The sequence below is a fragment of the Azonexus sp. IMCC34839 genome, assembly GCF_047047955.1.
Lineage (GTDB): Bacteria > Pseudomonadota > Gammaproteobacteria > Burkholderiales > Rhodocyclaceae > Azonexus.
This window is the reverse complement of record NZ_CP150631.1, coordinates 1,640,954-1,664,341: the sequence shown is the minus strand read 5'-3', so window position 1 is coordinate 1,664,341 and position 23,388 is coordinate 1,640,954. Positions and strand designations below refer to the sequence as shown.

Below are 23,388 nucleotides of genomic sequence, written 5' to 3'. Positions count from 1 at the left end.
TGCCCCTCGGGAAAACGCAATAAAATCAATTGCTGTGCCGATGGTCGGCTTGCCTGATTTATATAAATTAGCGTATGCTTATATTCATGAACGCACATACTCTTCGCTCCCTGGTTTTTGCCCTTTTTGGGGCGTGCACCGCAGCAGTGGCCGCCGAGCCGTTGCCGGTGGTCGTGGTCAAGCCGCATGCGGTCGATCTCACCTTCCCGGCCGAGGCGCTGGTCGAGGCGGTGCAGCAGGCGACGGTCGGCGCCCAGGTGGCCGGCCGCGTACTGGAAACGCGGGTCGATGCCGGACAGTCGGTGAGGAAAGGCGAGGTGCTGATGCGCATCGATGCCCGCGAAGCCGAAGAAGCCGCGCGTGCCGCCGATGCGGTCTACGCCAACGCCAAGCTGAATTACGAACGTAACAAGAGCCTGAAGGAACAGAAATTCGTCAGCCAGGCGGCCGTGGACAAGGCCAAGGCCGATTTCGATGCGGCCGCTGCCAACCGTTCGGCTGCCGGCGCGAGCCAGAGCCACGCCACCATCGTTGCGCCGATCGACGGCATCGTCGCCCGCCGTCTGGCCGAGGTTGGCGACATGGCGACGCCGGGTAAGCCCTTGTTTACCATTTACCAGCCGGGCGGTTTGCGTGTGACCGCCAGCGTGCCGCAATACCGTCTGCCGCAGATGCGTGGCGTCAAAGCAGCTAGCGTCGAATTCCCGGAGTTGCGCAAGTGGGTCAAGGCGACCTCGGTGAACCTGCTGCCGACGGCCGATGCCTCGACGCACGTGTCGCAGGTGCGTGTCGGCTTGCCCGATCTGCCGGAAGCGACGCCGGGCATGTACGCCCGCGTGCATTTCGTCGTCGGTCAGGCCGAGAAGCTGACCGTGCCGGCTGCTGCCGTGTTGCGTCGCGGCGAAGTCGCCTCGGTTTATGTGCAAACGGCTGACAATCGTCTGAGCCTGCGCCAACTGCGTCTGGGCGATGCCGTCGGTGAAGGCGAGCTCGAAGTGCTGGCCGGCCTGGTCAGCGGCGACAAGGTGGTGACCGATCCGGTCAAGGCCGGCATTCAACTCAAGGCGGGCAAGTAAGCGATGAGCCGCCAAGAGGGAACGCTGGGCATCTCTGGCCGCATCGCCGCGGCCTTTCAGAATTCGCGGATGACGCCCTTGCTGGCGCTGGTCGCCTTTCTGATGGGCGTCTTCGCCACGCTGGTGACGCCGCGCGAGGAAGAGCCGCAGATCGACGTGACCATGGCCGACGTGCTGGTCGCTTTTCCCGGCGCTTCGGCCAAGGATGTGGAAAACCTCGTGGCGCGGCCGGGCGAGCAGGTGCTGTCGCGCATGCATGGCGTCGAGCATGTCTATTCCATGTCGCGCCCCGGCATGGCGGTGATCACCGTGCAGTTCGACGTCGGCGTCAAATACAACGATGCCGTGCTGCGCCTGCACGACACGGTGATGTCGCACCGCGACTGGCTGCCGCCCAACCTCGGCGTGATGGACCCGGTCATCAAGCCGCGCGGCATCGACGATGTGCCCATCGTCTCGCTGACCTTCTGGACCAAGGACCCGGAACGTTCGGCCTACGACCTGCAGCAGGTGGCACGCGCCGTCGAGATCGAACTGAAGCGCATCAAGGGCACGCGCGATGTGTCCACGCTGGGCGGCCCGGATCACGCCATCCGCGTGCTGATCGACCCCGAGCGCATGAATGCCTACGGCGTGACGCCGCAGGAAATCGCCAATGCCTTGAAGGTGTCGAATTCGCTGCAATCTTCCGGTAGCCTGACCGCCGGCAATCGTGAAATCCTGGTGCAAACGGGTACTTACCTCGAATCGGCCGGCGATGTGAAGGGCCTGGTGGTCGCTGTGCGCGATCGCAAGCCGGTCTTCCTGGCCGACGTCGCCAAGGTGGAAGATGGCCCGGATCAGCCCAAACGCTACGCCTGGATGGGCGGCAAGGAGGGCGAATTCCCGGCGGTGACGCTGCAGCTCTCCAAGCAGCCGGGCGTTAACGCGGCCGACATCGCCACTGCTGCGGTGCACCGCATCGAAAGCCTGAAAAACACCGTGATCCCGGAGGGCGTCGAAGTCACCGTGACGCGCAACTACGGCGAAACGGCGACCGAAAAGGCGCAGAAGCTGATCGGCAAGCTGATCTTTGCCACCGCCTTCGTCGTCGCGCTGGTCTTCTTCGCGCTCGGTCGCCGCGAAGCGCTCATCGTCGGCGTCGCCGTCACGCTGACCCTGGCCGCCACGCTGTTCGCCTCCTGGGCCTGGGGCTTCACGCTCAATCGCGTGTCGCTGTTCGCGCTGATCTTCTCCATCGGTATCCTGGTCGATGACGCCATCGTGGTGGTCGAGAATATCCACCGCTGGCAGGGGCTGCATCCGGAGAAGGGACTGTTTGAAATCATTCCCGGGGCGGTCGATGAAGTGGGTGGCCCGACCATTCTGGCGACGCTCACCGTCATTGCCGCCTTGTTGCCGATGGCCTTCGTCACGGGCCTGATGGGGCCGTACATGAGCCCGATTCCGATCAATTCGTCGATGGGCATGGCGATTTCGCTGGCGGTCGCTTTCGTTGTCACGCCGTGGCTGGCGGCGCGGCTGATGAAATCGCACGGCGGGGCGCATGGCGAGCATCAGCCGTCGAAGCTGGACGCCAAACTCGACACCACCTTCCGCAAGCTGCTGACGCCCTTCCTTGATCCGCTGACTGGCGGCGCAGCCCGCGTCAAGCTGGCCATTGCCGTGGTCGTGCTGATCCTCGGCTCGGTGTCGCTCGCCTACTTTCAGCTCGTCGTGCTCAAGATGCTGCCCTTCGACAACAAGAGCGAATTCCAGGTCGTGCTCGACATGCCGGTCGGTACGCCGGTCGAGGACACGGCGCGCGTGCTGCACGAAATCGGCGCCGAGCTGGCGCAAGTGCCGGAGGTGGTGAATTACCAGGCCTATGCCGGGACGGCCAGCCCGATCAATTTCAACGGCCTGGTTCGCCAGTATTACTTGCGTGCCGCGCCGGAAAAGGGTGACATCCAGGTCAATCTGGCCGACAAGCATCACCGTGCGAAGCAGAGCCACGAGATCGCCGTTTCGGTGCGCGATCGCATCGAAGCCATCGGCAAGGCCAACGGCGGCGTCGCCAAGGTGGTCGAAGTGCCGCCCGGCCCGCCGGTCATGTCGCCCATCGTTGCTGAAATCTATGGCCCGGATATGGCCGGCCAGATGGCGGTGGGCAAGCAGGTGCGCGCCGCCTTCGAGCAGACGAAGGACCTGGTTGCGGTGGACGATTACATTGAGGCCGATTCGCGCAAATTCGTGCTGCACGTCTTGCAGAGCAAGGCGGCGCAGCTCGGCGTGGCGCAGAGCGACATCGTCGAGGCGGTGGGCATCGGCCTGTCCGGGCTGGACGTGACGCCGGCACGCAATACCGAATCGAAGTTCGAGATACCGGTGCGCATCAGCCTGCCGGCCGAGAAACAATCTTCGCTCGACGCCTTGCTGAAGCTGCGCGTTCGTTCGCGTGATGGGCAACTGGTGCCGGTGTCGGAACTGGTCGAAGTGCGCGAAGCGCCCCGTGAGAAGGCGATTTACCACAAGGATCTGCTGCCGGTGGTGTATGTGGTCGGCGACATGGGCGGCAAGCTCGATTCGCCGCTCTACGGCATGTTCGACGTGCGCAGCAAGATCAACGGCATGGCCTTGAAGGAAGGCGGTACGCTGGGCGAATGGTTCATCCGCCAGCCGTCCGACCCTTACGCCGGCTACAGCCTGAAATGGGACGGCGAATGGCAGGTGACCTACGAAACCTTCCGCGACATGGGCCTGGCCTACGCCGTCGGCCTGATCCTGATCTATCTGCTGGTCGTGGCCCACTTCGGTAGCTACTTGGTGCCATTGATCATCATGGCCCCGATCCCGCTGACCATCATTGGCGTCATGCCCGGCCATGCCTTGTTCGGCTCGCAATTCACCGCCACCTCGATGATCGGCATGATTGCGCTGGCCGGCATCATCGTGCGCAACTCGATTCTGCTGGTCGATTTCATCAAGCAACAGGTCGCCGCCGGCATGAACTTCCACGACGCGGTGATCCAGTCCGCCGCCGTACGCGCCAAGCCCATCGCGCTGACCGCGCTGGCCGCCATGCTCGGCGCGCTGTTCATCCTCGACGACCCCATCTTCAACGGTCTGGCGCTCAGCCTGATCTTCGGCATCCTGGTGTCGACCCTGCTCACGCTGGTCGTCATCCCGGTGCTGTACTTCTCCGCTTTCAGAAAGGAACATCAATGACCATCGAACGCATCATCCGCATCATGGCCGGCTTCTTCGTCCTGCTCTCGCTTTCCCTCGGCTGGCACGGCAGTCCGATCTTTGTTTCGGAATGGTTCCTGGCTTTCACCGCCTTCGTCGGCTTCAATCTGCTGCAAAGCGGTTTCACCGGCTTCTGCCCACCGGAAAAGCTGCTGGCCAAGCTCGGCGTCAAGCGTAGCAACGGCGGTTCTTGCTGCGGCTAAACCAAAAGCCATAGGTGATTTGCCTGCTTTGTTAAAAGTGCAAATTAACCCCATGTAATAAAAGCAAATTTTTTGCCCGGGGTGACGGATTTTTGCTGAAACATTGCCTGGCGTCAGTTACACTCCTGCCCATAATTCAACTATGGTTAGCAGGATTCCCAATGCATAACTCGGCGCTGGAAGGCCGAAAACCTTTATTGCTCGCAGTGGTCGTCGCCGGCTTGTTCTGGGGGCTGGCCGCGCTTGAGATCTGGTCGCGCAGTTCGTCCTCCGGGGCCGGCGCCTCCGATCTGTTCGGTGCTTCGGGCGGCACCGGCGTGTCGGCGTGGCTAATGCTGCTTGTCGTTGTCGGTCTACTCGTACCCTTGCTGGTTTTTGCCGGCTACGCACACCTGTGGCGCATCATCCGCCAGAACGCGGTGCAGATTGAACTGCAACGCCGCATCATCGAGCAGACCTCCGAAGCGATGATGGTGGTCGACAGCGAACGGCGCATCCTCGCCGTCAATCCCGCTTTCGAGCGCATTACCGGTTATGCGGCCGAGGATGTCATCGGTCAGTTGCCTAATCTTCTTGCGTCGCCGACGCATGGCTTCGAGGCCTACGATGCCGGCTGGCATGCTGCCGCAGTGAATGGAACCTGGGTTGGCGAGCTGTGGGGGCGGCGCAAAACCGGCGAACTCTTCCCGAAATCATGCCGCATCCGGGCCGTCGACTATCCCGCTGAGAACACCTCCCACTTCGTGGCAGTGTTCACCGATATCGCAGGGCAGAAGGCACAGGAAGCGCGCATCGAGTTTCTCGTCCAGCACGATCCCTTGACCGGCCTGCCCAATCGCTTGGCCCTCGAGGATCACCTCGATGCGGCCATCGCCCTGGCCGGCGGTACCGCCGAGCGCCTGGCGCTGATGATCATCGACCTCGACGATTTCAAGACCATCAACGACTCCCTTGGGCATCATGCCGGCGACCGCCTGTTGGCTCTGGTCGCCGAGCGTATTCAGGCGCTATTGCCGGAACAGGCGCATCTGTTCCGCCTGGGCGGCGACGAGTTCGCCGTCGTCCTCGAGCCGGCACGTAGCGGCGAGGAGGTTTTGGCCTTGGTACGCCAGGTATCCGCGGCCATCGCCGAGCCGTGCGAAATTGCCGAGCGTTGCCTGCATGTCTCGCCATCGCTTGGCATCAGCTGCTTCCCGAACGACGGCGCCGATGCTCAGACCCTGATTCGCAATGCCGATACGGCGATGTATGCCGCCAAGGCCGCAGGGCGCAACGGTTATCAGTTCTTCGCCGATCGCATGGGCGCCGAAGTCAATCAGCGCCTGCGGCTGGAGAGCGAGTTGTGGCAGGCACTGGCCGGCAACCAGCTGGTGCTGCATTACCAACCGCAGTTCAATCTACTGACCGGCAAGATGCTCGGTGTCGAGGCGCTGATCCGTTGGCAGCACCCGCAGCGCGGATTGGTCGGCCCGACCGAGTTCGTTTCGGTGGCCGAAGAGTGCGGGCTGATCTTGCCGCTCGGCCAATGGGTACTACGCAACGCTTGCCGCCAAGCCAAGATCTGGCTAGACGAGGGGCGGGATATCGGCGAAATCGCGGTGAATATCTCGCCGCAGCAGTTCCGCCAGCCGGACTTTGCCCAGACCGTGCGTGCAGCCCTAGACGAAACGGGCTTACCGGCACAGCGTCTTGAACTGGAAATCACCGAGAGCACCGTGATGCACGGGGTCGACGAAGCGGTTGCCATGTTCTACGAGCTGAAGGCGATGGGAGTTCGCCTGGCGATCGACGATTTCGGTACCGGCTATTCCTCGCTCTCTTACCTGCGTCAGTTCCCGATCAATCGACTGAAGATCGATCGCGCTTTCGTGGCCGATATCGAGAAGGATCCGGATGCGGCGGCACTGGTTTCATCCATCGTGGCGCTCGGTCGTTCGCTGGGCCTCGAACTGGTGGCCGAAGGCATCGAGAACGAGGCACAGGCAGACTATCTGCGCATACTCGAATGCGATCGCGGCCAGGGATTCCTGTTCCGCCGTCCGGTGAGCGCAGAGCTGGTATTCCCGCCCCAGGATTGACGGCATTCCGCACACTCAGCCAAGCCGCCGGGACTTCACAATCCACTGATAAGATTATGCGATTCGCCATCAGGAGTTACGCATGAAAATTGGTTTTCTCGGTCTGGGCATCATGGGGCGTCCTATGGCCCTCAATCTGCTCAAAGGTGGCCATCAGGTAACGGTCTGGGCCCGCCGTGCCGAATCGATGCAGCCGCTGTTGGCAGCAGGGGCTCAAGGTGCCGACAGCCCGGCCGATGTGGCGCGCCAGGTCGAGGTGCTCATCTCCATGGTGGCCGACGCGCCCGATGTGCGCGAAGTGATGCTCGGTGCCCAAGGTGCTGTGCGCGGGGCAAGCCAAGGGCTGGTTGCGGTGGATATGAGTACCATTGCCCCAGCGGCGGCCAAGCAGATCGGCGAGGAGTTGGCTGCGGCTGGTGTCGCCTTCATCGATGCGCCGGTATCGGGCGGTGAGGTCGGGGCCATTGCCGGTACGCTGTCGATCATGGCGGGCGGCACTTCGGAGGCTTTCGCCAAGGCCTTGCCGGCCTTCGAGTGCATGGGCAAGAACATCGTGCATGTGGGGGCTTCCGGGGCCGGCCAAGTGACCAAGGCTGCCAACCAGATCGTCACCGGCATGGGCGTGTTGGCCGTGGCCGAGGCGCTCGCCTTCGCCAGCAAGAACGGCGTTGATGGTGCCAAGGTGCGCGAAGCCCTGCTCGGCGGCTTTGCCTACTCCAAGATTCTGGAAAACCATGGTCAACGCATGCTCGACCGCAATTTCAAGCCCGGTTTCAAAAGCTGGATGCATGAAAAGGATCTGAATATCGTGATGCAGACGGCGCATGAACTCGGCCTCTGCCTGCCCGGTTCGGCGGCGACGGCGCAAATGTTCAACGCCATGGTCGGCTCGGGGTTGGGCGAGGAAGATTCCATCGCCGTGCTCAAGTTGCTGGAAAAGTTGTCGGGGCAGGCATGAAGGTCGGTTTCATCGGCCTGGGCGTGATGGGGCGCCCGATGGCGCAGCATTTGCGCAAGGCCGGGCACGAGTTGTTCGTCTGGGCACGTCGCCCGGACAGTGTGACCGGACTCGATGCGGTCGTTTGTGCGACGCCGGCAGAGTTGGGGCGTCAGTGCGAAGTCGTGTTCACCATCATTACGTCGAGTGCGGACGTCGAGGGCGTCGCGCTCGGTAAGGATGGTCTGATCGAGGGGATGGCGGCGGGTTCTGTGCTGGTCGATTGCTCGACCATCGCGCCGGACGCGGCGCGCCACATCGCCACTCGGTTGGGAGAAAAAGGCATCCACATGCTCGATGCGCCGGTGTCCGGCGGAGGGCAGGGGGCGATCGATGCGACGCTGGCCATCATGGTCGGCGGCCAAGCCGAGGTGCTGGAAAAAGTACGTCCATTGCTCGATTGTCTGGGCAAACGCATCGTCCATATCGGCCCGAATGGGGCCGGCCAGGTGGCCAAGGCCTGCAATCAGATGATCATGGTGGCGGCGATTCAGGCGGCCGCGGAAGCGATGCGTCTGGCAAAAGCTGCCGGAGTCGATTGTGCCAAGGTAAAATCTGCGCTTTCCGGTGGTTCAGCCGGCTCAAGAGTGCTCGATGTAATGGGCGAACGCATGGTGCAGCGAGACTTTTCCGCCGGCATCGAAGCGCGTTTGCATCATAAGGATTATGGCCTGGTGCTCGCAGCGGCGCGGCAGAGCGGTGTTCCGTTGCCGTTGACGGCTGTGGTGGACCAACAATTGAATGCCCTGATGGCTCAGGGGTGGGGGCGCGACGATACGTCCTCGCTGTTACGTGTGCTTGAACTGTTATGACCCAGAATTACCAGATGACTGATGCGGAAATCGATGAGCGCTTCCGCGTCAGCGGTGCCAAGCCAGTGGCTTTTTTGTTGGCGGGCTATGCCAAGACACGTGAAGCTTTCTCGGTGCACTTCAACCATGGCGAGGACATGTTCCTGACGACACTGCTCGAAGTGCAGGCGGATAAAGGACGTCTGGTGTTCGATTGCAGCGGCAGTGCGGAAAGTAACCGTCGTATCGTCCTGAGCGACAAGGTGACGTTTGGCGGTCATCCGGGTGGGGTGCCCGTGCACTTCTCAACCGGAAAGGCTGCGGAAACGACTTTCGAGGGGGGGAAGGCTTTTGCCGTCGCTTTGCCGGAATTCATCATCCGTCTGCAGCGGCGCGAGCATTTTCGTATCGAAACGCCTCGGGTCAATCCGCTTGTGCTTTTCGCCCGCGCGCCGAATGGGGTGTTGCTCAAGTTGCAGGTGCACGATATTTCCGTGGGCGGTATTGGTGTCGATGCGCCGGAGTTGCCGGAGGGCGTCGATCTCGGCGTCACGATGCCCAACTGTCATTTCACCTTGCCGGGTGATCCCAAGGACCTGTTCTTCAGCGCCACCGTTCGCAACTATCACGAATATGAAAGCCGGACCGGGCAGAGGATGGTTCGCATCGGTCTGCAGTTCAACGACCTATCGAATGGCGACGAAAACCGCATCCAGCGCTACATCGCCAAGGTCGAGCGCGAGCGGCACGAACTGATTTAAACGCTCAGCGGCATTCGTCGCACAGGTGGATTTCGCTCGTTACATGCACGATTTCTTCGTGGATGGCGAGCGCCTGGCGAATCTGCAAGGGCGTCAGTTCGGCGTCGTGCGTCAGTAGCGACAGGGCGCAGGCGTAGGCGCCGTTGCCGACGCGCCAGACGTGCAAATCGGTCAGTTGCGTCTGGCCGGCCGCTGGTAGCCCGGCAATGACTTCTCGGATTTCCTCGACTACCGGGTGGTCCATCTCGCGGTCGAGCAATACGCGGCCGGTCTGCAAAATCAGGTTCTTCGCCCACAGGCCGACCAGCGCGGCACCGACCAAGCCCATCGCCGGGTCCAGCCAATCCCAGCCCCACAACCAGCCGCCGGCCAGCGCCAGGATGGCCAGCACCGAGGTCAGCGCGTCGGTGATGACGTGGATGTAGGCCGCTTTCAGATTGAGGTCGTGATGATGCTCATGGCTGTGACCATGCTCGTGGTGGTGATGACCATGGTCGTGTCCATGATCGTGGGCATTGCCGAGGATCAGCGCGCAGCCAAGGTTGACCAGCAGGCCGAGCACGGCGACCAGCATGGCTTCGCCGTAGTGGATGGTTTGCGGCGACCACAGGCGCTCAATGGAGCCGAAGGCCATGGCGCCGGCCACGCCGAGCAGGAAGATGGCACTGGTGTAACCGGCGAGTACCTCGATTTTCCAGGTGCCGAAGGCAAAGCTCGGGTCACGTGCATATTTGCGCGCCGCACTGTAGGCGAAGGCGGAGAGGCCGATGGCCAGGGCGTGCGAGCTCATGTGCCAGCCGTCGGCCAGCACCGCCATCGAGTTGAACCACCAGCCGGCGACGATTTCGACTGCCATGGTGACGACGGTGATCCACATGACCAGCCGCGTGCCGCGCTCGGCAGAGGCGTTGCCTGTGCCGTATTCGTGCTTGTGCGCCCAGCGCGTCAGGTCGTGCGTCGTGCTCATTGCTGCCCGTAGCCTTTGAATTTTTCGAGGACTTCGGCCATTTCGACCGCGTTCAACAAGACCGGTTCGCCAAGCTGGCAGGCACGCCAGTATTGCTCGCACAGCTCTTCCAGTTCGACGGCCAGCGCCAAGGCTTCGGCCAGGTCGCGCCCGGCGACGAGCAGGCCGTGGTTGGCCAGCAGGCAGCCCTTGCGCTCGGCCATGGCGGCCATTGCTGCGGTGGACAGTGCTTCCGAGCCAAAAATGGCGTAGTCGGCGCAACGAACGGTGTCGCCGCCGAAGCGGGCGATCATGTAATGAAAGGGCGGAATGTCGCGGCGCAGGCAGGCCAGGCTGACGGCGAAGGGCGAATGTGCGTGCAGTACGGCGCCGACTTCCGGCCGGCTGGCATAGAGGTCGCGGTGAAAGCGCCACTCCGATGAGGGCTTGCGGGCGCCGACGTGCGAACCGTCGAGCGCCATGTGTGGAATGTCGTCCGCCGTCAGCGCCTCGTAGGCCATGCCGGTCGGCGTGATCAGGAAACCGTCGCCGTCGCGCACGCTGACGTTGCCCGAGGTGCCCTTGTTCAGCCCGGCCGGCTGCATGGCGCGGGCGGTGGCAATCAGTTCGGCGCGCCGGTCAGCCATGGGCTTCTTCCGGGTAGAGCCCGAGTAGCCCCTCGCGGCTGGCGGCGCAGACGCCGCGTTCTGTGATGATGGCCTTGACCAGCCAGTTCGGCGTCACGTCGAAAGCCGGGTTGGCGACATCCTCACCGGCCGGCAACTGGCGCAGCGCCGACGGCTGGGCGTGCTGGTCGAGGCCGTGCACGAGGCGGAACTCGTCGCCATCGCGTTCCTCGATCGGAATGTCGGCGCCCTCGGCGCAGGCGAAGTCGATGGTCGAGCGCGGCGCAGCGACGAAAAAGGGAATGCCGTTGTCGGCGCAGGCCAGCGCCTTCAGGTAGGTGCCGATCTTGTTGGCGACATCGCCGTTGGCAGCAATGCGGTCGGCCCCGACGATCACCGCGTCGACCTTACCACTGCGCATCAACAGGCCGGCCGCGTTATCGGCGATCAGTGTGTGCGGCACGCCGTGGTGTTCCAGTTCCCAAGCGGTGAGCAGGCCCTGGTTGCGCGGCCGGGTTTCGGAGACCCAGACATGCACCGGAATGCCGGCATCGTGCGCGGCGTAGATTGGCGACAGCGCGGTGCCGTGGTCGACGGTGGCCAGCCAGCCGGCGTTGCAGTGGGTCATCACGTTCAGCGTCTGGCCGTCGGCGACGATCAGGTGCTTCCAGGCATCCAGCCCGTGCTGGCCGATGGCGGCGTTCTGCGCCACGTCTTCCTCGGCGATGGCCTCGGCCTCGCGCCAGGCGGCAGCGCAGCGCGCCTCGGCCGGTAGCGGTCGCAGCACCTTTTCCATGCGGGCTAGCGCCCAGTGCAGATTGACCGCCGTCGGCCGCGTAGCGCCAAGAACGGCGACCGCTTCGGCCAGGCGGGTGTCGGAGGCCTCGAAATCGAGGGCGATGGCCAGACCGTAGGCCGCCGTGGCGCCGATCAGCGGCGCGCCGCGTACCAGCATGGCGCGGATGGCGTGCGCCGCCTCTTCCAGCGTGGCGACGCGAACCCAGTGCAGCGCGTGCGGCAGGCGGGTCTGGTCGATGATGTCGATGGCGCGCTGATCGGGATGAGCGCGCAGGGTGCGAGTGGGAATGCCGTCGATGTTCATGGCCCGGAGTTTACCGGGAGAACGACCGGCCGGGGGCGCTTGCCGGCAGCAAGGGGTATTCCCGGCTTGTTTGTCGCGCTGCTTTGCCCCATGATTTTTAATTCTTTATTGCCAGTGCACCGCAGCAGCCTATGGAAACCAGCGTTCGCATCGATTCCCGCTTCCCGAACATGGGGACGACCATCTTCACGGTCATGTCCCGCCTCGCCGCCGAGTGCGGCGCGGTCAACCTGTCGCAGGGCTTTCCCGATTTCCAGGCCGAGCCGGCCTTGTTCGACGCCATGCATCGCTACATGCTGGCCGGGCGCAACCAGTATGCGCCGATGACCGGTCTGCCCGAATTGCGCCAGGCCGTCGTCGACAAGGTCGCGGCGCTCTACGGGCCGCGCTTCGATGTCGAATCCGAAGTCACCGTCACCGCCGGCGCCACCCAGGCCATCTTCACCGCCATTGCCGCCTTCGTTCGGCCGGGCGACGAGGTGTTGGTCTTCGAGCCGGTCTACGACTCCTACGTGCCGGCCATTGAAACGGTTGGCGGCAAGGCGGTCTATGCCCAGCTGCAATTCCCTGACTACAAGCCGGATTGGGCGCAGGTGGCACGGCTGATCAGCCCGAAGACGCGGATGATCATCGTCAATTCGCCGCACAATCCGACCGGCAGCCTGCTCACCCGCGCCGATCTCGACAGGTTGGCCGAGTTGGTGCGCGGTACCGACATCGTGATCCTGTCCGACGAGGTGTACGAACACATCCTGTTCGACGGCGAGCAACACGCCAGCCTGTGCGGCCACCCGGAACTCGCGGCACGCAGCCTGGTGCTCTCCAGCTTCGGCAAGACCTACCACATCACCGGCTGGAAGATCGGCTACATCGTCGGCCCGGCCGCGCTGATGGCCGAGTTCCGCAAGGTGCACCAGTTCAACGTGTTCACCGTGCACGCCCCGTCGCAACTGGCGCTGGCCGACTACATGCAGGACGCCTCGCGTCACCTCGGGCTGGCTGCCTTCTACCAGGAAAAGCGCGATGCCTTCCGTCGCCTGCTGGCTGACACGCCCTTCGAACTGCTGCCCTGTCGCGGCACCTATTTCCAGCTCGCCCGCTACGACGCCATCTCGGACCTGCCGGATACCGAATTCGCCCAATGGATGACGCGCGAAGTCGGCGTCGCCGTGATCCCGGTGTCGGTGTTCTATGCCGACGGGCGCGACGACAAGGTGGTGCGCTTTTGCTTCGCCAAGAAGGAGGAAACCCTGCAGGCAGCGGCCGAGCGCTTGCGCAAGGCTTTTGTGAAGCTTGGTTAAAGTATGAATAATGACTTGACGCTGTAATCCAGCGGCACGAATAATCGGCCCATCAATAACTCTCCAACGAGGAAAAACCATGAGCATGCTGCAGGAATTCAAGGAATTTGCCGTCAAGGGCAACGCGATGGACCTGGCGGTCGGTGTCATCATCGGCGGCGCCTTCGGCAAGATCGTCGACTCCATCGTCGGCGACCTGATCATGCCGCTGGTCAGCCGCGTCGTTGGCAAGCTCGACTTCTCCAACCTCTTCGTCGTGCTCGGCGACAACCCGAACAACCTGACCACGCTGGCCGATCTCAAGAAAGCCGGCATCGCCGTCTTCGCCTACGGCTCCTTCCTGACCATCCTGGTCAACTTCATCATCCTGGCCTTCATCATCTTCATGATGGTCAAGCAGATGAACCGCCTGCGCAAAACCGAAGAAGCCCCGGCTCCGGCCGAACCGCCGCCGACCCCGGAAGACATCACGCTGCTGCGCGAGATTCGCGATTCGCTGAAGAAATAAGGGGTTCAAACGCCCATGAAAAAGCCGCCCGTGGGCGGCTTTTTTGTTGCTTTGGTTTTTGCCGATTTTGGCTAGTGCACCGCAGCAGTGAGTCTTTATGAGTTGAAAACCGCCTCCCAGAGCCCGTGCACCGCAGCAATGTGCTGTTCCACCTCTTCGCGTGGCACCGGAGCTTTCGGGTTGGCTGACAGGCGTTTGGCGTGTTGCAGCCGGCGGTATTCGCGATAGGCGTTGCCGGCGGCTTTGGCCTGGGTCGGGTCGATCAGGCCGAGTTCGCCGGCGATGCGCAGCAGGGCGATGTTGCCGAGGTTGCCGGTCAGCTCCGCGTGCTGGTGGGCGTAGCCGAGGATCAGGTATTGCACGATGAATTCGACGTCGATGATGCCGCCCGGGTCGTGCTTGAGGCCGAAGTGCTCGGCGCTCTTCTGGGCGTGGGCGTCGTACATCTTCTGGCGCATGGCGACGACTTCTTCCTTGAGTTTGGCGAGGTCGCGCGGCAGGCGCAGGATTTCGGTGCGGATTTCTTCGAAGCGTTTGCCGACGGCCGGGTCGCCGGCGCAGAAGCGGGCGCGGGTCAGGGCCTGGTGTTCCCAGGTCCAGGCGTTGTTCAGCTGGTACTCGCGGAAGCCGTCGACGGTGACGGCGAGCAGGCCGGAGTCGCCGTTCGGGCGCAGGCGCAGGTCGGTTTCGAACAGGATGCCGGCCGGGGTCTGGCTGGATAGCCAGGTGCCGAGGCGCTGGCCGAGGCGGGTGTAGTTTTCCTGAGCGTCCTGGTCGTCGTCTTCGTAGAGGTAGACGAGGTCGAGGTCGGAGGCATAACCGAGTTCCTTGCCGCCCATCTTGCCGTAGCCGATGACGGCGAACTTGGGATCGTCGCGGTGGCGGTTCTTGATCTTGGACCAGACCAGCGGCAGGGTTTCCTGGACGATGGTGTCGGCCAGCTCGGTCAGGTGGTCGGACAGGTGTTCGATGGTTTGCAGGCCGGCCAGGTCCTGGGCGAGCAGGCGGAAAACCTGGGCGTGGTGCATCTCGCGCAGGATGTCCATTTCGCGCTCGGTGTCGCCGGCGTGCTGTTCGAGATTGAGGCGCAGGTTTTGGCGGAAGCCGGCCCAGTCGGTGGCGATCTCGTAGAGGCGCGGGTCGAGCAGTTCGTCGAGGAGTAGCGGGTGGCGGTTCAGGTAGGCCGAGGCCCAGCTCGAGGCGCAGATCATGTCGGCAACCCGCCTCAGGGCCATCGGGTATTGCTGCAGCAGGGCGAGGTAGGAGCCGCGGCGGGCGATGCCTTCTAGGAATTCGAGACCGCGGGCGAGCGTGATGTCGGGATCGTGCGTGGCGCCGGCGGCTTCGACCAGGCGTGGGGCGACGGCGTCGAGCCGGCTGCGGTTGCTCGAGGGGAGTTGCAGGTAGCGGGCGGAGGCGCGCAGATCGGCCAGGCGGGCGATGGCGTCCTTGGGATGACGGAAGCCGAGGTTACCGAAGGCTTCGATGGCGGTATCTTCATCGAGCTGGCCGAGCCACAGGCCGGTCAGCGGGTGCTCACCGGCCTCAGGGTCGGAGAAGACGGCTTCGAAGTGGTGGCTGACCTTGCTGCGGTGCACGTCGAGAACGGCCAACATTTCCGCCCAGGTGGCGAAACCCATGCTAGTGGCGATCACGGCGCGCTCGGCCTCGCCCTCGGGCAGCATATGGGTCTGCGCATCGGCGACGTATTGCAGGCGGTGTTCGAGGCGGCGCAGGAAGACGTAGGCCTCGCGCAGCTCGACTTCGGTTTCGGCCGGGAGCAACTGGCGGTCAACGAGCAGCTTGAGGACCGACAGCGTCGGGCGAATCTGCAGCGCCGGATCGCGGCCGCCGCGGATGAGCTGGAAGACCTGGGCGATGAATTCGATTTCGCGGATGCCGCCGGGGCCGAGCTTGACGTGGTCGGCCATGTCCTTGCGCGCGACTTCGCGGCGAATCTGCGCATGCAGGTCGCGCATGGCGTTGATGGCGCCGAAATCGAGGTATTTGCGGAAGACGAAGGGACGGGCGATGCGCTGCATGGCGGCAACCCATTCCGGTTGCAGGCTGTCGCCAGCATTCATGGTGCGGCCCTTGATCCAGGCGTAGCGCTCCCACTCGCGGCCCTGCGTGATGAAATAGTTTTCCAGCGAGTCGAGCGAGCAGACCAGCGGGCCGGAGTCGCCATTCGGACGCAGGCGCATGTCGACGCGGAAGACCTGGCCGTCGCCGGTGATGTCGCCGAGCGCCTGGATGACCTTCTTGCCGAGGCGGTTGAAGAAATCGAAGTTCTCGATCGATTTCGGCCCGGCGGTGTCGCCTTCTTCGGGATAGACGAAGATGTAATCGACGTCGGAGGAAACGTTCAGCTCGCGGCCGCCCAGTTTGCCCATGCCGATCACCAGCAGGCGCGTCGGCCGGCCGGCCTTGTCGAGTGGCTCGCCGTAGGTGGCGGCGAGCTGCCGGTGGTAGTACTCAAGGGCGAAATTGGTGGTGACGTCGGCGAGCAGGGTCATGCTCTCGACCACTTCGGCCAGCGGCGCCAGGCCGCACAGGTCGCGCAGCGTGATGTGCGCCATGGCGCGCTGGCGCAGGCGACGCAGCGCCGATTTGACCGCGTCGTCGTCGGCGAATTGGCGATTGAGGGGGGCGCGTAGCAGGTCTTCGGAAAGCGGCTGCTGCCAGGTGGCGGCCAGCTCGGCAATCAATTCGGGGCGCGCCTGCAGCAGATTGGCGATATAACGGCTGTGGGCCAAAGCGCCCTGCCAGCGGGGATCTAGGGTGGTGTCCATGATGTACGGGCGGCGAAACCGCCGAAAAGGATAAAATGCCGTTTTTGTTCAATATTCGATTGTAGTGATCTACGACCTTTCCTGGCAAAGACGGTTGGCGAAGTGACCGGCCCCGACCGCTTTTCTGCCGACAATACGCAACAACAGGTGCGTTCCGCCCTTTACCACCGCATGCACTGGCTGTGGCCGGTGCTGGCACGTCCCGGCGTCGGGCGTTTGCTGCGCCTGCTCGGCTGGGCGGCCTTCGTCGGCTGGCTGTTGTTCGTCGCGCTGATCCTGGCGCTGCGCTTCGCTGTGCTGCCCAAGGTGGCCGATTACAAGGACGAGATCGAGGCGGCGGCGACCAAGGCGGTCGGCCAGCAGATCCGGATCGACCGTATCGATGCACGCTGGCGTGGCTTGAACCCCGACCTGGTGCTCGACGGCGTCAGCGTCGCCGACAAGCATGGATTGCCGGCCTTCGCGCTGACCCGCGTCGAAGCCGTGTTGTCGTGGGATACGCTGTGGCGCTTGCGCCCGACCCTTGGCCTGCTGGCCATCGACGGGCCGGTATTGCAGGTGAGGCGTGACGTCAACGGCAAGATTTCCGTCGCCGGCATGGAAACCGAGGGCGAGAGCGACCCGGCTTTTGCCGAGTGGGTGCTGGAGCAGAAGAAGATTCGCATCCGCGACGCCACCATCGTCTGGGACGACCGGCAGCGCAATGCGCCGCCGCTGGTGCTCGAAGATCTGCAGTTCGGCCTCGACAACTGGGGCAGCCGCCATCGCTTCGGCCTTTCCGCGGCGCCACCGGCCGAGCTGGCGGCGCGTATCGACCTGCGTGGCGAAGTACGCGGCGATATCGGCCAGGCGCTGGACAGCCTGTCCGGCAAGATTTTCGTCGAGCTGGATTACGCCGACCTGGCCGGCTGGCGCGCCTGGGTGGATTATCCGGTGCATCTGCCGCAAGGCCGTGGCGCGGTGCGCGTCTGGGGCGACCTTGACGACGGCGAGGGCAAGGTGACGGCCGACGTGGCGCTCGAGGAGCTACGCATCCGTTTCGGCCGCAAGCTGCCGGAACTCGATCTGGCCAGCCTGCGTGGCCGTGTCGAAGGGCGCTACAAGGCCAACGAATGGGCCGTGCTCGGCAAGAAGGTCGAATTGCAGACGCGTGACGGTTTGCGCGTGGCGCCGAGCGATTTCCAGCTGGAGTGGCGGGAAAATCCGAAGACTGCTGCGGTGCACGGCAATGCTAGGGCAAATTTCGTAGACCTCGGTGCCCTGGCCAAGCTGGCGGCCTATTTGCCGCTCGACGACAACAGCCGTCAGCTGCTCGACAAATACCGGCCGCAGGGGCGCATTTCCGAATTACGCACGAGCTGGACGCAGCAGGGCGAGGTGTTGAGCCGCTACAGCCTGGCCGCGGGGTTCAGCGAACTCGGCGTCGAGGCCGATGGCTACTTCCCCGGCGCCGGCGGTTTGTCAGGCAATATCGACGTCAATGAGAAGGCGGGCGATCTGGTGCTCGATTCGGCCGTGTCGCACCTGTCCTTGCCGGCGGTTTTCCCCGAGCCGGACATCGGCTTCGAGCGCTTGAAGGCCAAGGTGAGCTGGAAGAACGACAAGGGCGCGACCGACGTCAAACTGGAAAAGCTCGATTTCAGCGGCAAGGATGCGACCGGTTCGGCGCGCGGCAGCTACCGTTTCACCGGCGACGGTCCGGGTGAAATCGATCTGGTGGCGACCATCGACAAGGCCGATGGTACGGCCGTGTGGCGTTACATGCCGCGCGTGGTCAATGTCGACGCACGCAACTGGCTGAAGCGCGGCATCGTTGCCGGCAAGGCCTCCGAGGGCCGGCTGGTCCTGAAGGGTAACCTGAAGGACTTTCCCTTCCGCGATCCGGCGACCGGCAAGTTCCTGGTCACGGCCAAGGCGAACAGCGCCAAGATCGACTACGCACCCGGCTGGCCGGCCATCGACGGTATCGACGCCGATATGAGTTTCGGTATCGGCATGAAGATTTCCGCACGCAAGGGGGCGATCTTCGGCGCCAACCTTTCCGGGGTGACGGTGGAGATTCCGGATTTCGAGTCGAACGAGGAAATGCTGCTGGTGCGCGGTCTCGCTCAGGGGCCAACCGGCGAGTTCCTGCGTTTCGTCAGCCAGAGCCCGGTGGCTCAAGCCATCGACCGTTTCACCGACGACATGAAGGCGAGCGGCAACGGACGCCTCGATCTCGAACTCGACATTCCACTGCGCCATGCACTGGATACCAAGGTGCGCGGCACTTACCATTTCCAGAACAACCAGCTGCAACCGCTGGCCGGTTTGCCGCCGATCACGCAGGTGAACGGCCGCTTGGCGATTACCGAAAAGAGCGTCGATGCGCCCGATCTGACCGGGCGTGCCTTCGGTGGGCCCGTCAAGGTGCTGGTCCGCAGCGTCGGCGACAAGGTGGCGGTGCAGGCTTCCGGCACGGCGCAAATGGCGGAAGTGAGCAAGCACTTTGGCTGGCCGCTGATCAATCACCTGGCCGGCAGTTCGACCTGGAAGGCGGACGTAGCGGTGCGCAAGCGCAATGCCGACGTGGTGGTGGAGTCGAACCTGCTCGGCGTCAGTTCGCCCTTGCCCGATCCGCTGAACAAGTCCGCGACGACGCCGCTGGCCTTGCGCATCGAACGTACGCAACCGGACGCACAGCGCGAGCAGTACCGTATTACGCTGGGCAAGGTGGCGCAGGGGCTGGTCATTCGCCGCGGCGAGAATTGGGAGCGTGGCGTGTTCGCCGTCGGCGATGCCGAACCGCGCCTACCGGAAAAGGGGCTGGCTATCCGCGTGTGGACGCCGCGCATCGACGCCGATGCCTGGCGTAATTTCCTGCCCGAGAACGGCAATGGCAACGGTAGTGATGCCGCTGGCGGTGGCCTCGATCTGGCCTTGGTTTCTCTGCGCACGCCACAATTGCACCTGCTTGGCCGCGACTATAGCCAGGTCGAGGTTGGTCTGCGGCCGCGCGACGGGGGCTGGCAAATTGCCCTGAATACCAGGGAAGCAGCGGGTGACATCTTCTGGCGTGGTACCGGTGACGGCTGGGTCGAAGGCAACCTGAGGCGTCTTTATGTGCGGCCGGCGAGTGAAACCACAGGTGGTAATGGTTCGTCGTCGCTGGTCAATTCGCTACCCGGCATGAACCTGAGCGTGGATGACCTGCGTGTCGGTGACAAGGCGCTCGGCAAGCTGGAACTGAAGGCCCGCAACGACAAGGGCGCCTGGCAGCTTGATCGCCTGAACCTGGCCAATCCGGACGGCTCGCTGACCGGCAAGGGGACGTGGGTCAATACCGGGCGTCACCGGACCCGTCTCGATTTCGAGCTGAATGCCCACGATATCGGCAAGCTGCTGGACCGTCTCGGTTACGCCAATGCGGTGCGCCGCGGTACGGCGACGCTGAAGGGCGATCTGCAATGGTTCGGACCGTTGACCGGCATCGATTACCCCTCGCTGAGCGGCCAGATGACCGTTGAGGCGGCCAAGGGGCAGTTCAACAAGCTGGAGCCGGGCGTCGGCAAATTGCTTGGGCTGATTTCGCTGCAGTCCCTGCCGCGTCGCCTGACCCTGGATTTTCGCGATATTTTCAGTGAGGGTCTGGCTTTCGACAGTATCGACGGCAAGCTGCTGATACGCAGCGGCGTCATGCGCACGGTCGACCCGCTGCGTATTTATGGTCCGGCGGCGCAGATCGAAATTCAGGGCGAAACCAATCTGGAGCGCGAGACGCAGGACCTCAATGTTGTGGTTCGTCCGGAACTCGGCGGCCTGGCGGCGGTCGGTGTCGGAGCGGTGATGCTCAACCCGGTGGCAGGCGCTGCTGCGCTGGTGGCCAATACGGTGTTGCAGAAACCGCTGAACCGGTTGTTCAGCTACCGCTATCATGTGACCGGCACCTGGGGCGATCCGCAGATCGACAAAACGGGCAAGGATGAGAAGGCCGAGCCAGCGGAGCAGGCTGTTCCGGAGGCGGTGGTCGAAGAGGAAAAGAAGGAATGAGCAAGCAGAATTGCCGCATTGCCGCGATCCAGATGGTGTCTGGCCCGCGCGTGGACGAGAACCTGGAAACGGCCGGTCGGCTGATCGAGGATGCTGTCGATCAAGGGGCGCAACTGGTCGTTTTGCCCGAGTACTTTCCCATCATCGGCGCGGCCGATGCCGACCGCGTGCGCGCCCGTGAGCCCTATGGCAACGGCCCGGTGCAGGACTGGCTGGCCGCCACGGCGGCGCGCCACGAAGTGTGGATCGTCGCCGGCTCGATTCCGCTCTCGGCCTCGCAGCCGCACCTGATGCGCAACAGCTGCCTCGTCTTCAATCACGGCGGTGATTGCGTCGCGCGTTACGACAAGATTCACCTCTTCGGTTTCAAGAAGGGCGCAGAGTCGTACAACGAGTCGGCTTTCATCGAGCCTGGCGACACGCCGGTCGCCGTTGATACGCCTTATGGTCGCATTGCCCTGTCGATTTGCTACGACCTGCGCTTTCCCGAGCTCTATCGTTCGCTCGGGCCGGTCGATCTGATCCTGATGCCGGCCGCTTTCACCGACACCACCGGTCGGGCGCACTGGGAAATCCTGCTGCGCGCCCGCGCCATCGAGAACCAATGCTACCTGCTGGCGGTCGGACAGGGCGGTACGCATGAAAACGGTCGCCAGACGCACGGCAACAGCATGATCGTCGATCCATGGGGCGAAGTCCTGGATCGCAAGATGAAGGGTCCGGGCGTCGTCATTGCCGATCTCGACCACCAACGCATCGCAGAAATTCGCGAGAGCCTGCCGGCGCTCGCTCACCGCAAACTTTGAGGAAGTCCGCATGACCCAAGCCAATCTCCTGGCACAAGCCGAATCTCTGCTGCTGACGCCGTTCTCGCTCGGCGAGTCGGACCTGTCGCGCACCTTCGGCCAGATCCTGACACACCAGGTCGATTACGCCGATCTCTACTTCCAGTACTCGCGCTCCGAGGCGTGGAGCCTGGACGAAGGCATCGTCAAATCGGGCAGCTTCAACATCGACCAGGGCGTCGGTGTGCGGGCGATTTCCGGCGAAAAGACAGCCTTTGCCTATTCCGACGATATCAGCGCGGCGGCGCTCACCGATGCCGCCCAGGCCGTGCGCGCCATTGCCGCCGCCGGGCAGACCGGCATTTTGCCCACTTTGCGCCCGTACACCGCAGCAACACCGCTCTACCTGCCGAACGATCCGCTGGCCTCGCTGCCGGCCGAGGCCAAGGTCAAATTGCTGGAGCGTCTGGAGGGTTTTGCCCGCGCCATCGATCCGCGCGTCGTACAGGTCATGGCCTCGCTGGCCGGCGAGTACGAGGTGATCCTCGTTGCCGGCTCTGACGGTCGTCTGGCGGCCGATGTACGCCCGCTGGTGCGCTGCTCCATCTCGGTCATCGTCGAGGAGAACGGCAAGCGCGAACAAGGGGCCTCGGGTGGCGGCGGTCGTTTCGATTTCGGCTATTTCGACGACGAAGTGTTGCAGCGTTACGCCAAGGAGGCCGTGCATCAGGCCACGGTCAATCTGCATGCCGAACCGGCGCCCGCCGGTGAGATGACAGTGGTGTTGGGTGCCGGTTGGCCCGGCATTCTGCTGCACGAGGCGGTCGGTCATGGGCTGGAAGGCGATTTCAACCGCAAGGGCAGCTCGACCTTCTCAGGTCGCGTCGGCCAGCGCGTCGCCGCCAAGGGCGTCACCGTGATCGACGACGGCACCATCGCCGACCGCCGCGGCTCGCTGACCATTGACGATGAGGGCAACCCGACCCAGCGTACCGTGCTGATCGAGGACGGCATTCTCAAGGGTTACATGCAGGACAGCCTGAATGCCCGCCTGATGGGTGTCGCCCCGACCGGCAACGGCCGCCGCGAATCCTTCGCCCACCTGCCGCTGCCGCGCATGACCAATACCATGATGCTGGCCGGCGAGCACGATCCGCAGGAGATCATTGGCTCGGTCAAGAAAGGCATCTACGCGGCCAATTTCGGCGGCGGCCAGGTCGACATCACCAGCGGCAAATTCGTGTTCTCGATGAGCGAGGCCTATCTGATCGAAGACGGCAAGGTGACGCGCCCGATCAAGGGGGCGACGCTGATCGGCAACGGGCCGGAGGCCATGACGCGTGTTTCGATGATCGGTAACGACCTTAAACTCGACCCCGGCGTCGGCACTTGTGGCAAGGATGGCCAGAGCGTGCCGGTCGGCGTCGGTCAGCCAACGCTGCGCATCGATGGACTGATCGTCGGCGGTACGGCATAATGTCTAGACATTATGACGGAGGTGGGCATGCGTCTACTAAGCCTGTTGGCGGGTCTGTTGGTTTGTTCCTCGGCGATTGCGCAACCTGATCTTCAGGAGCGATTAAAGGCTGTACAGGGCGACCCGGCGGCGCTGAAGGCGGCGGTAGAGGCAGGCAAGAAAGCTTCTTTCTTCTGTGCCAACTGTCACGGTGAGGACGGCGTTAGCAAAATGGCTGAGGTGCCGAACCTGGCGGGGCAGAATGCTGCGTACCTGCTCGAGCAGATACGCAAGTTCGGCGCAGGAGAGCGCAAGGATCAGTTCATGCAAGGTCTGATCAAGGTCCTCAAGGACGAGGAACGCTTGCAGATCGCGGCGTATTACGCAAGCATACCGGTGCCTCCGGGCAAGGCTGATCCGGCCCAAGTGGCCCGCGGCAAGGAACTTTTCACCAAGCTTTGCGTCCGTTGTCATGGTGACCAGGCGCGCGGCAACGAGGCCATCGCGCGCCTTGCGGGGCAACGTTCGTCCTATCTGCAGACTTCTATCGTCCGTTATCGCGACAACACCGGCGTGCGCAACAATCAGCTGATGACCATCGCGACTGCCGGATTGAAAAACGAAGACGTTGCGGCTATCGCCAACTATCTGACGCAGCTGCCTTAACTAGGTAGTACGTACAGTCCAGAAACATTGTTGATACATATCA

17 protein-coding genes are annotated in these 23,388 nt (G+C 63.4%); 13 read left to right on the top strand and 4 right to left on the bottom strand.

What is annotated here, in order from left to right; genetic code table 11:
- The first annotated feature begins 86 nt into the window (after positions 1 to 86).
- The 7 genes from WIF35_RS08170 to WIF35_RS08140 all read left to right on the top strand — a co-directional run bounded on the left by WIF35_RS08170 (position 87) and on the right by WIF35_RS08140 (position 9,134).
- The gene (locus tag WIF35_RS08170; protein WP_412481071.1) at positions 87 to 1,076 is read left to right on the top strand and encodes an efflux RND transporter periplasmic adaptor subunit; all 990 of its coding nucleotides are present in this window, start codon (positions 87 to 89) and stop codon (positions 1,074 to 1,076) included.
- A 3-nt stretch (positions 1,077 to 1,079) separates the two neighbouring features.
- Positions 1,080 to 4,283, top strand: coding sequence for an efflux RND transporter permease subunit (locus WIF35_RS08165; protein WP_412481070.1), 3,204 nt, complete (start codon positions 1,080 to 1,082; stop codon positions 4,281 to 4,283).
- A complete protein-coding gene (locus tag WIF35_RS08160; RefSeq protein WP_412481069.1) occupies positions 4,280 to 4,507 on the top strand; it encodes a DUF2892 domain-containing protein in 228 nt (75 codons plus the stop codon). Before WIF35_RS08165 ends, WIF35_RS08160 begins: the two co-directional genes overlap by 4 nt.
- A 161-nt stretch (positions 4,508 to 4,668) precedes the next feature.
- On the top strand, positions 4,669 to 6,585 hold the full coding sequence (locus WIF35_RS08155; RefSeq protein WP_412481068.1) for a putative bifunctional diguanylate cyclase/phosphodiesterase: 1,917 nt from the start codon (positions 4,669 to 4,671) through the stop codon (positions 6,583 to 6,585).
- 82 nt (positions 6,586 to 6,667) lie between these two features.
- Positions 6,668 to 7,543, top strand: coding sequence for an NAD(P)-dependent oxidoreductase (locus tag WIF35_RS08150; RefSeq protein WP_412481067.1), 876 nt, complete (start codon positions 6,668 to 6,670; stop codon positions 7,541 to 7,543).
- On the top strand, positions 7,540 to 8,394 hold the full coding sequence (locus tag WIF35_RS08145; protein ID WP_412481066.1) for an NAD(P)-dependent oxidoreductase: 855 nt from the start codon (positions 7,540 to 7,542) through the stop codon (positions 8,392 to 8,394). Before WIF35_RS08150 ends, WIF35_RS08145 begins: the two co-directional genes overlap by 4 nt.
- Positions 8,391 to 9,134 carry a flagellar brake protein gene (locus WIF35_RS08140; protein ID WP_412481065.1) on the top strand — a complete coding sequence of 248 codons (744 nt, stop codon included), beginning with the start codon at positions 8,391 to 8,393 and terminating at the stop codon, positions 9,132 to 9,134. The genes WIF35_RS08145 and WIF35_RS08140 overlap by 4 nt, the downstream gene beginning before the upstream one ends.
- 4 nt (positions 9,135 to 9,138) lie before the next feature.
- Here the strand turns inward: WIF35_RS08140 and dmeF are convergent, their stop codons facing one another.
- Genes dmeF through mtnA form a run of 3 tightly spaced genes read right to left on the bottom strand, consistent with a single transcriptional unit; the run spans position 9,139 to position 11,808 of the window.
- Entirely contained in the window at positions 9,139 to 10,101 is a 963-nt protein-coding gene (dmeF, locus tag WIF35_RS08135) for a CDF family Co(II)/Ni(II) efflux transporter DmeF (protein ID WP_412481064.1), read from the bottom strand.
- Entirely contained in the window at positions 10,098 to 10,727 is a 630-nt protein-coding gene (locus WIF35_RS08130; protein ID WP_412481063.1) for a class II aldolase/adducin family protein, read from the bottom strand. Before WIF35_RS08130 ends, dmeF begins: the two co-directional genes overlap by 4 nt.
- A complete protein-coding gene (mtnA, locus tag WIF35_RS08125) occupies positions 10,720 to 11,808 on the bottom strand; it encodes an S-methyl-5-thioribose-1-phosphate isomerase (RefSeq protein WP_412481062.1) in 1,089 nt (362 codons plus the stop codon). The genes WIF35_RS08130 and mtnA overlap by 8 nt, the downstream gene beginning before the upstream one ends.
- Positions 11,809 to 11,939: 131 nt before the next feature.
- Here mtnA and WIF35_RS08120 point away from each other — a divergent pair, with 131 nt between their 5' ends.
- Positions 11,940 to 13,109, top strand: coding sequence for a pyridoxal phosphate-dependent aminotransferase (locus WIF35_RS08120; protein WP_412481061.1), 1,170 nt, complete (start codon positions 11,940 to 11,942; stop codon positions 13,107 to 13,109).
- 79 nt (positions 13,110 to 13,188) lie between these two features.
- Positions 13,189 to 13,617 (top strand): large conductance mechanosensitive channel protein MscL, encoded by a 429-nt coding sequence (gene mscL, locus WIF35_RS08115; RefSeq protein WP_412481060.1) that lies wholly within the window; start codon positions 13,189 to 13,191, stop codon positions 13,615 to 13,617.
- Between the two features lie 95 nt (positions 13,618 to 13,712).
- Here mscL and glnE read toward each other — a convergent pair whose 3' ends face one another.
- Positions 13,713 to 16,409: a bifunctional [glutamate--ammonia ligase]-adenylyl-L-tyrosine phosphorylase/[glutamate--ammonia-ligase] adenylyltransferase gene (gene glnE, locus WIF35_RS08110; protein ID WP_412481059.1), complete on the bottom strand. Its 2,697-nt coding sequence runs from the start codon at positions 16,407 to 16,409 to the stop codon at positions 13,713 to 13,715.
- 102 nt (positions 16,410 to 16,511) lie between these two features.
- Here glnE and WIF35_RS08105 point away from each other — a divergent pair, with 102 nt between their 5' ends.
- From WIF35_RS08105 to WIF35_RS08090, 4 genes are read left to right on the top strand one after another with little or no spacing between them, the layout of a single operon-like run.
- Complete coding sequence (locus WIF35_RS08105; RefSeq protein WP_412481058.1) at positions 16,512 to 20,438, top strand: YhdP family protein; 3,927 nt, start codon at positions 16,512 to 16,514, stop codon at positions 20,436 to 20,438.
- On the top strand, positions 20,435 to 21,244 hold the full coding sequence (locus tag WIF35_RS08100; RefSeq protein WP_412481057.1) for a carbon-nitrogen hydrolase family protein: 810 nt from the start codon (positions 20,435 to 20,437) through the stop codon (positions 21,242 to 21,244). Before WIF35_RS08105 ends, WIF35_RS08100 begins: the two co-directional genes overlap by 4 nt.
- Before the next feature lie 10 nt (positions 21,245 to 21,254).
- Complete coding sequence (tldD, locus tag WIF35_RS08095) at positions 21,255 to 22,700, top strand: metalloprotease TldD (RefSeq protein ID WP_412481056.1); 1,446 nt, start codon at positions 21,255 to 21,257, stop codon at positions 22,698 to 22,700.
- 27 nt (positions 22,701 to 22,727) lie between these two features.
- On the top strand, positions 22,728 to 23,345 hold the full coding sequence (locus WIF35_RS08090) for a c-type cytochrome (RefSeq protein ID WP_412481055.1): 618 nt from the start codon (positions 22,728 to 22,730) through the stop codon (positions 23,343 to 23,345).
- Positions 23,346 to 23,388: the final 43 nt, after the last annotated feature.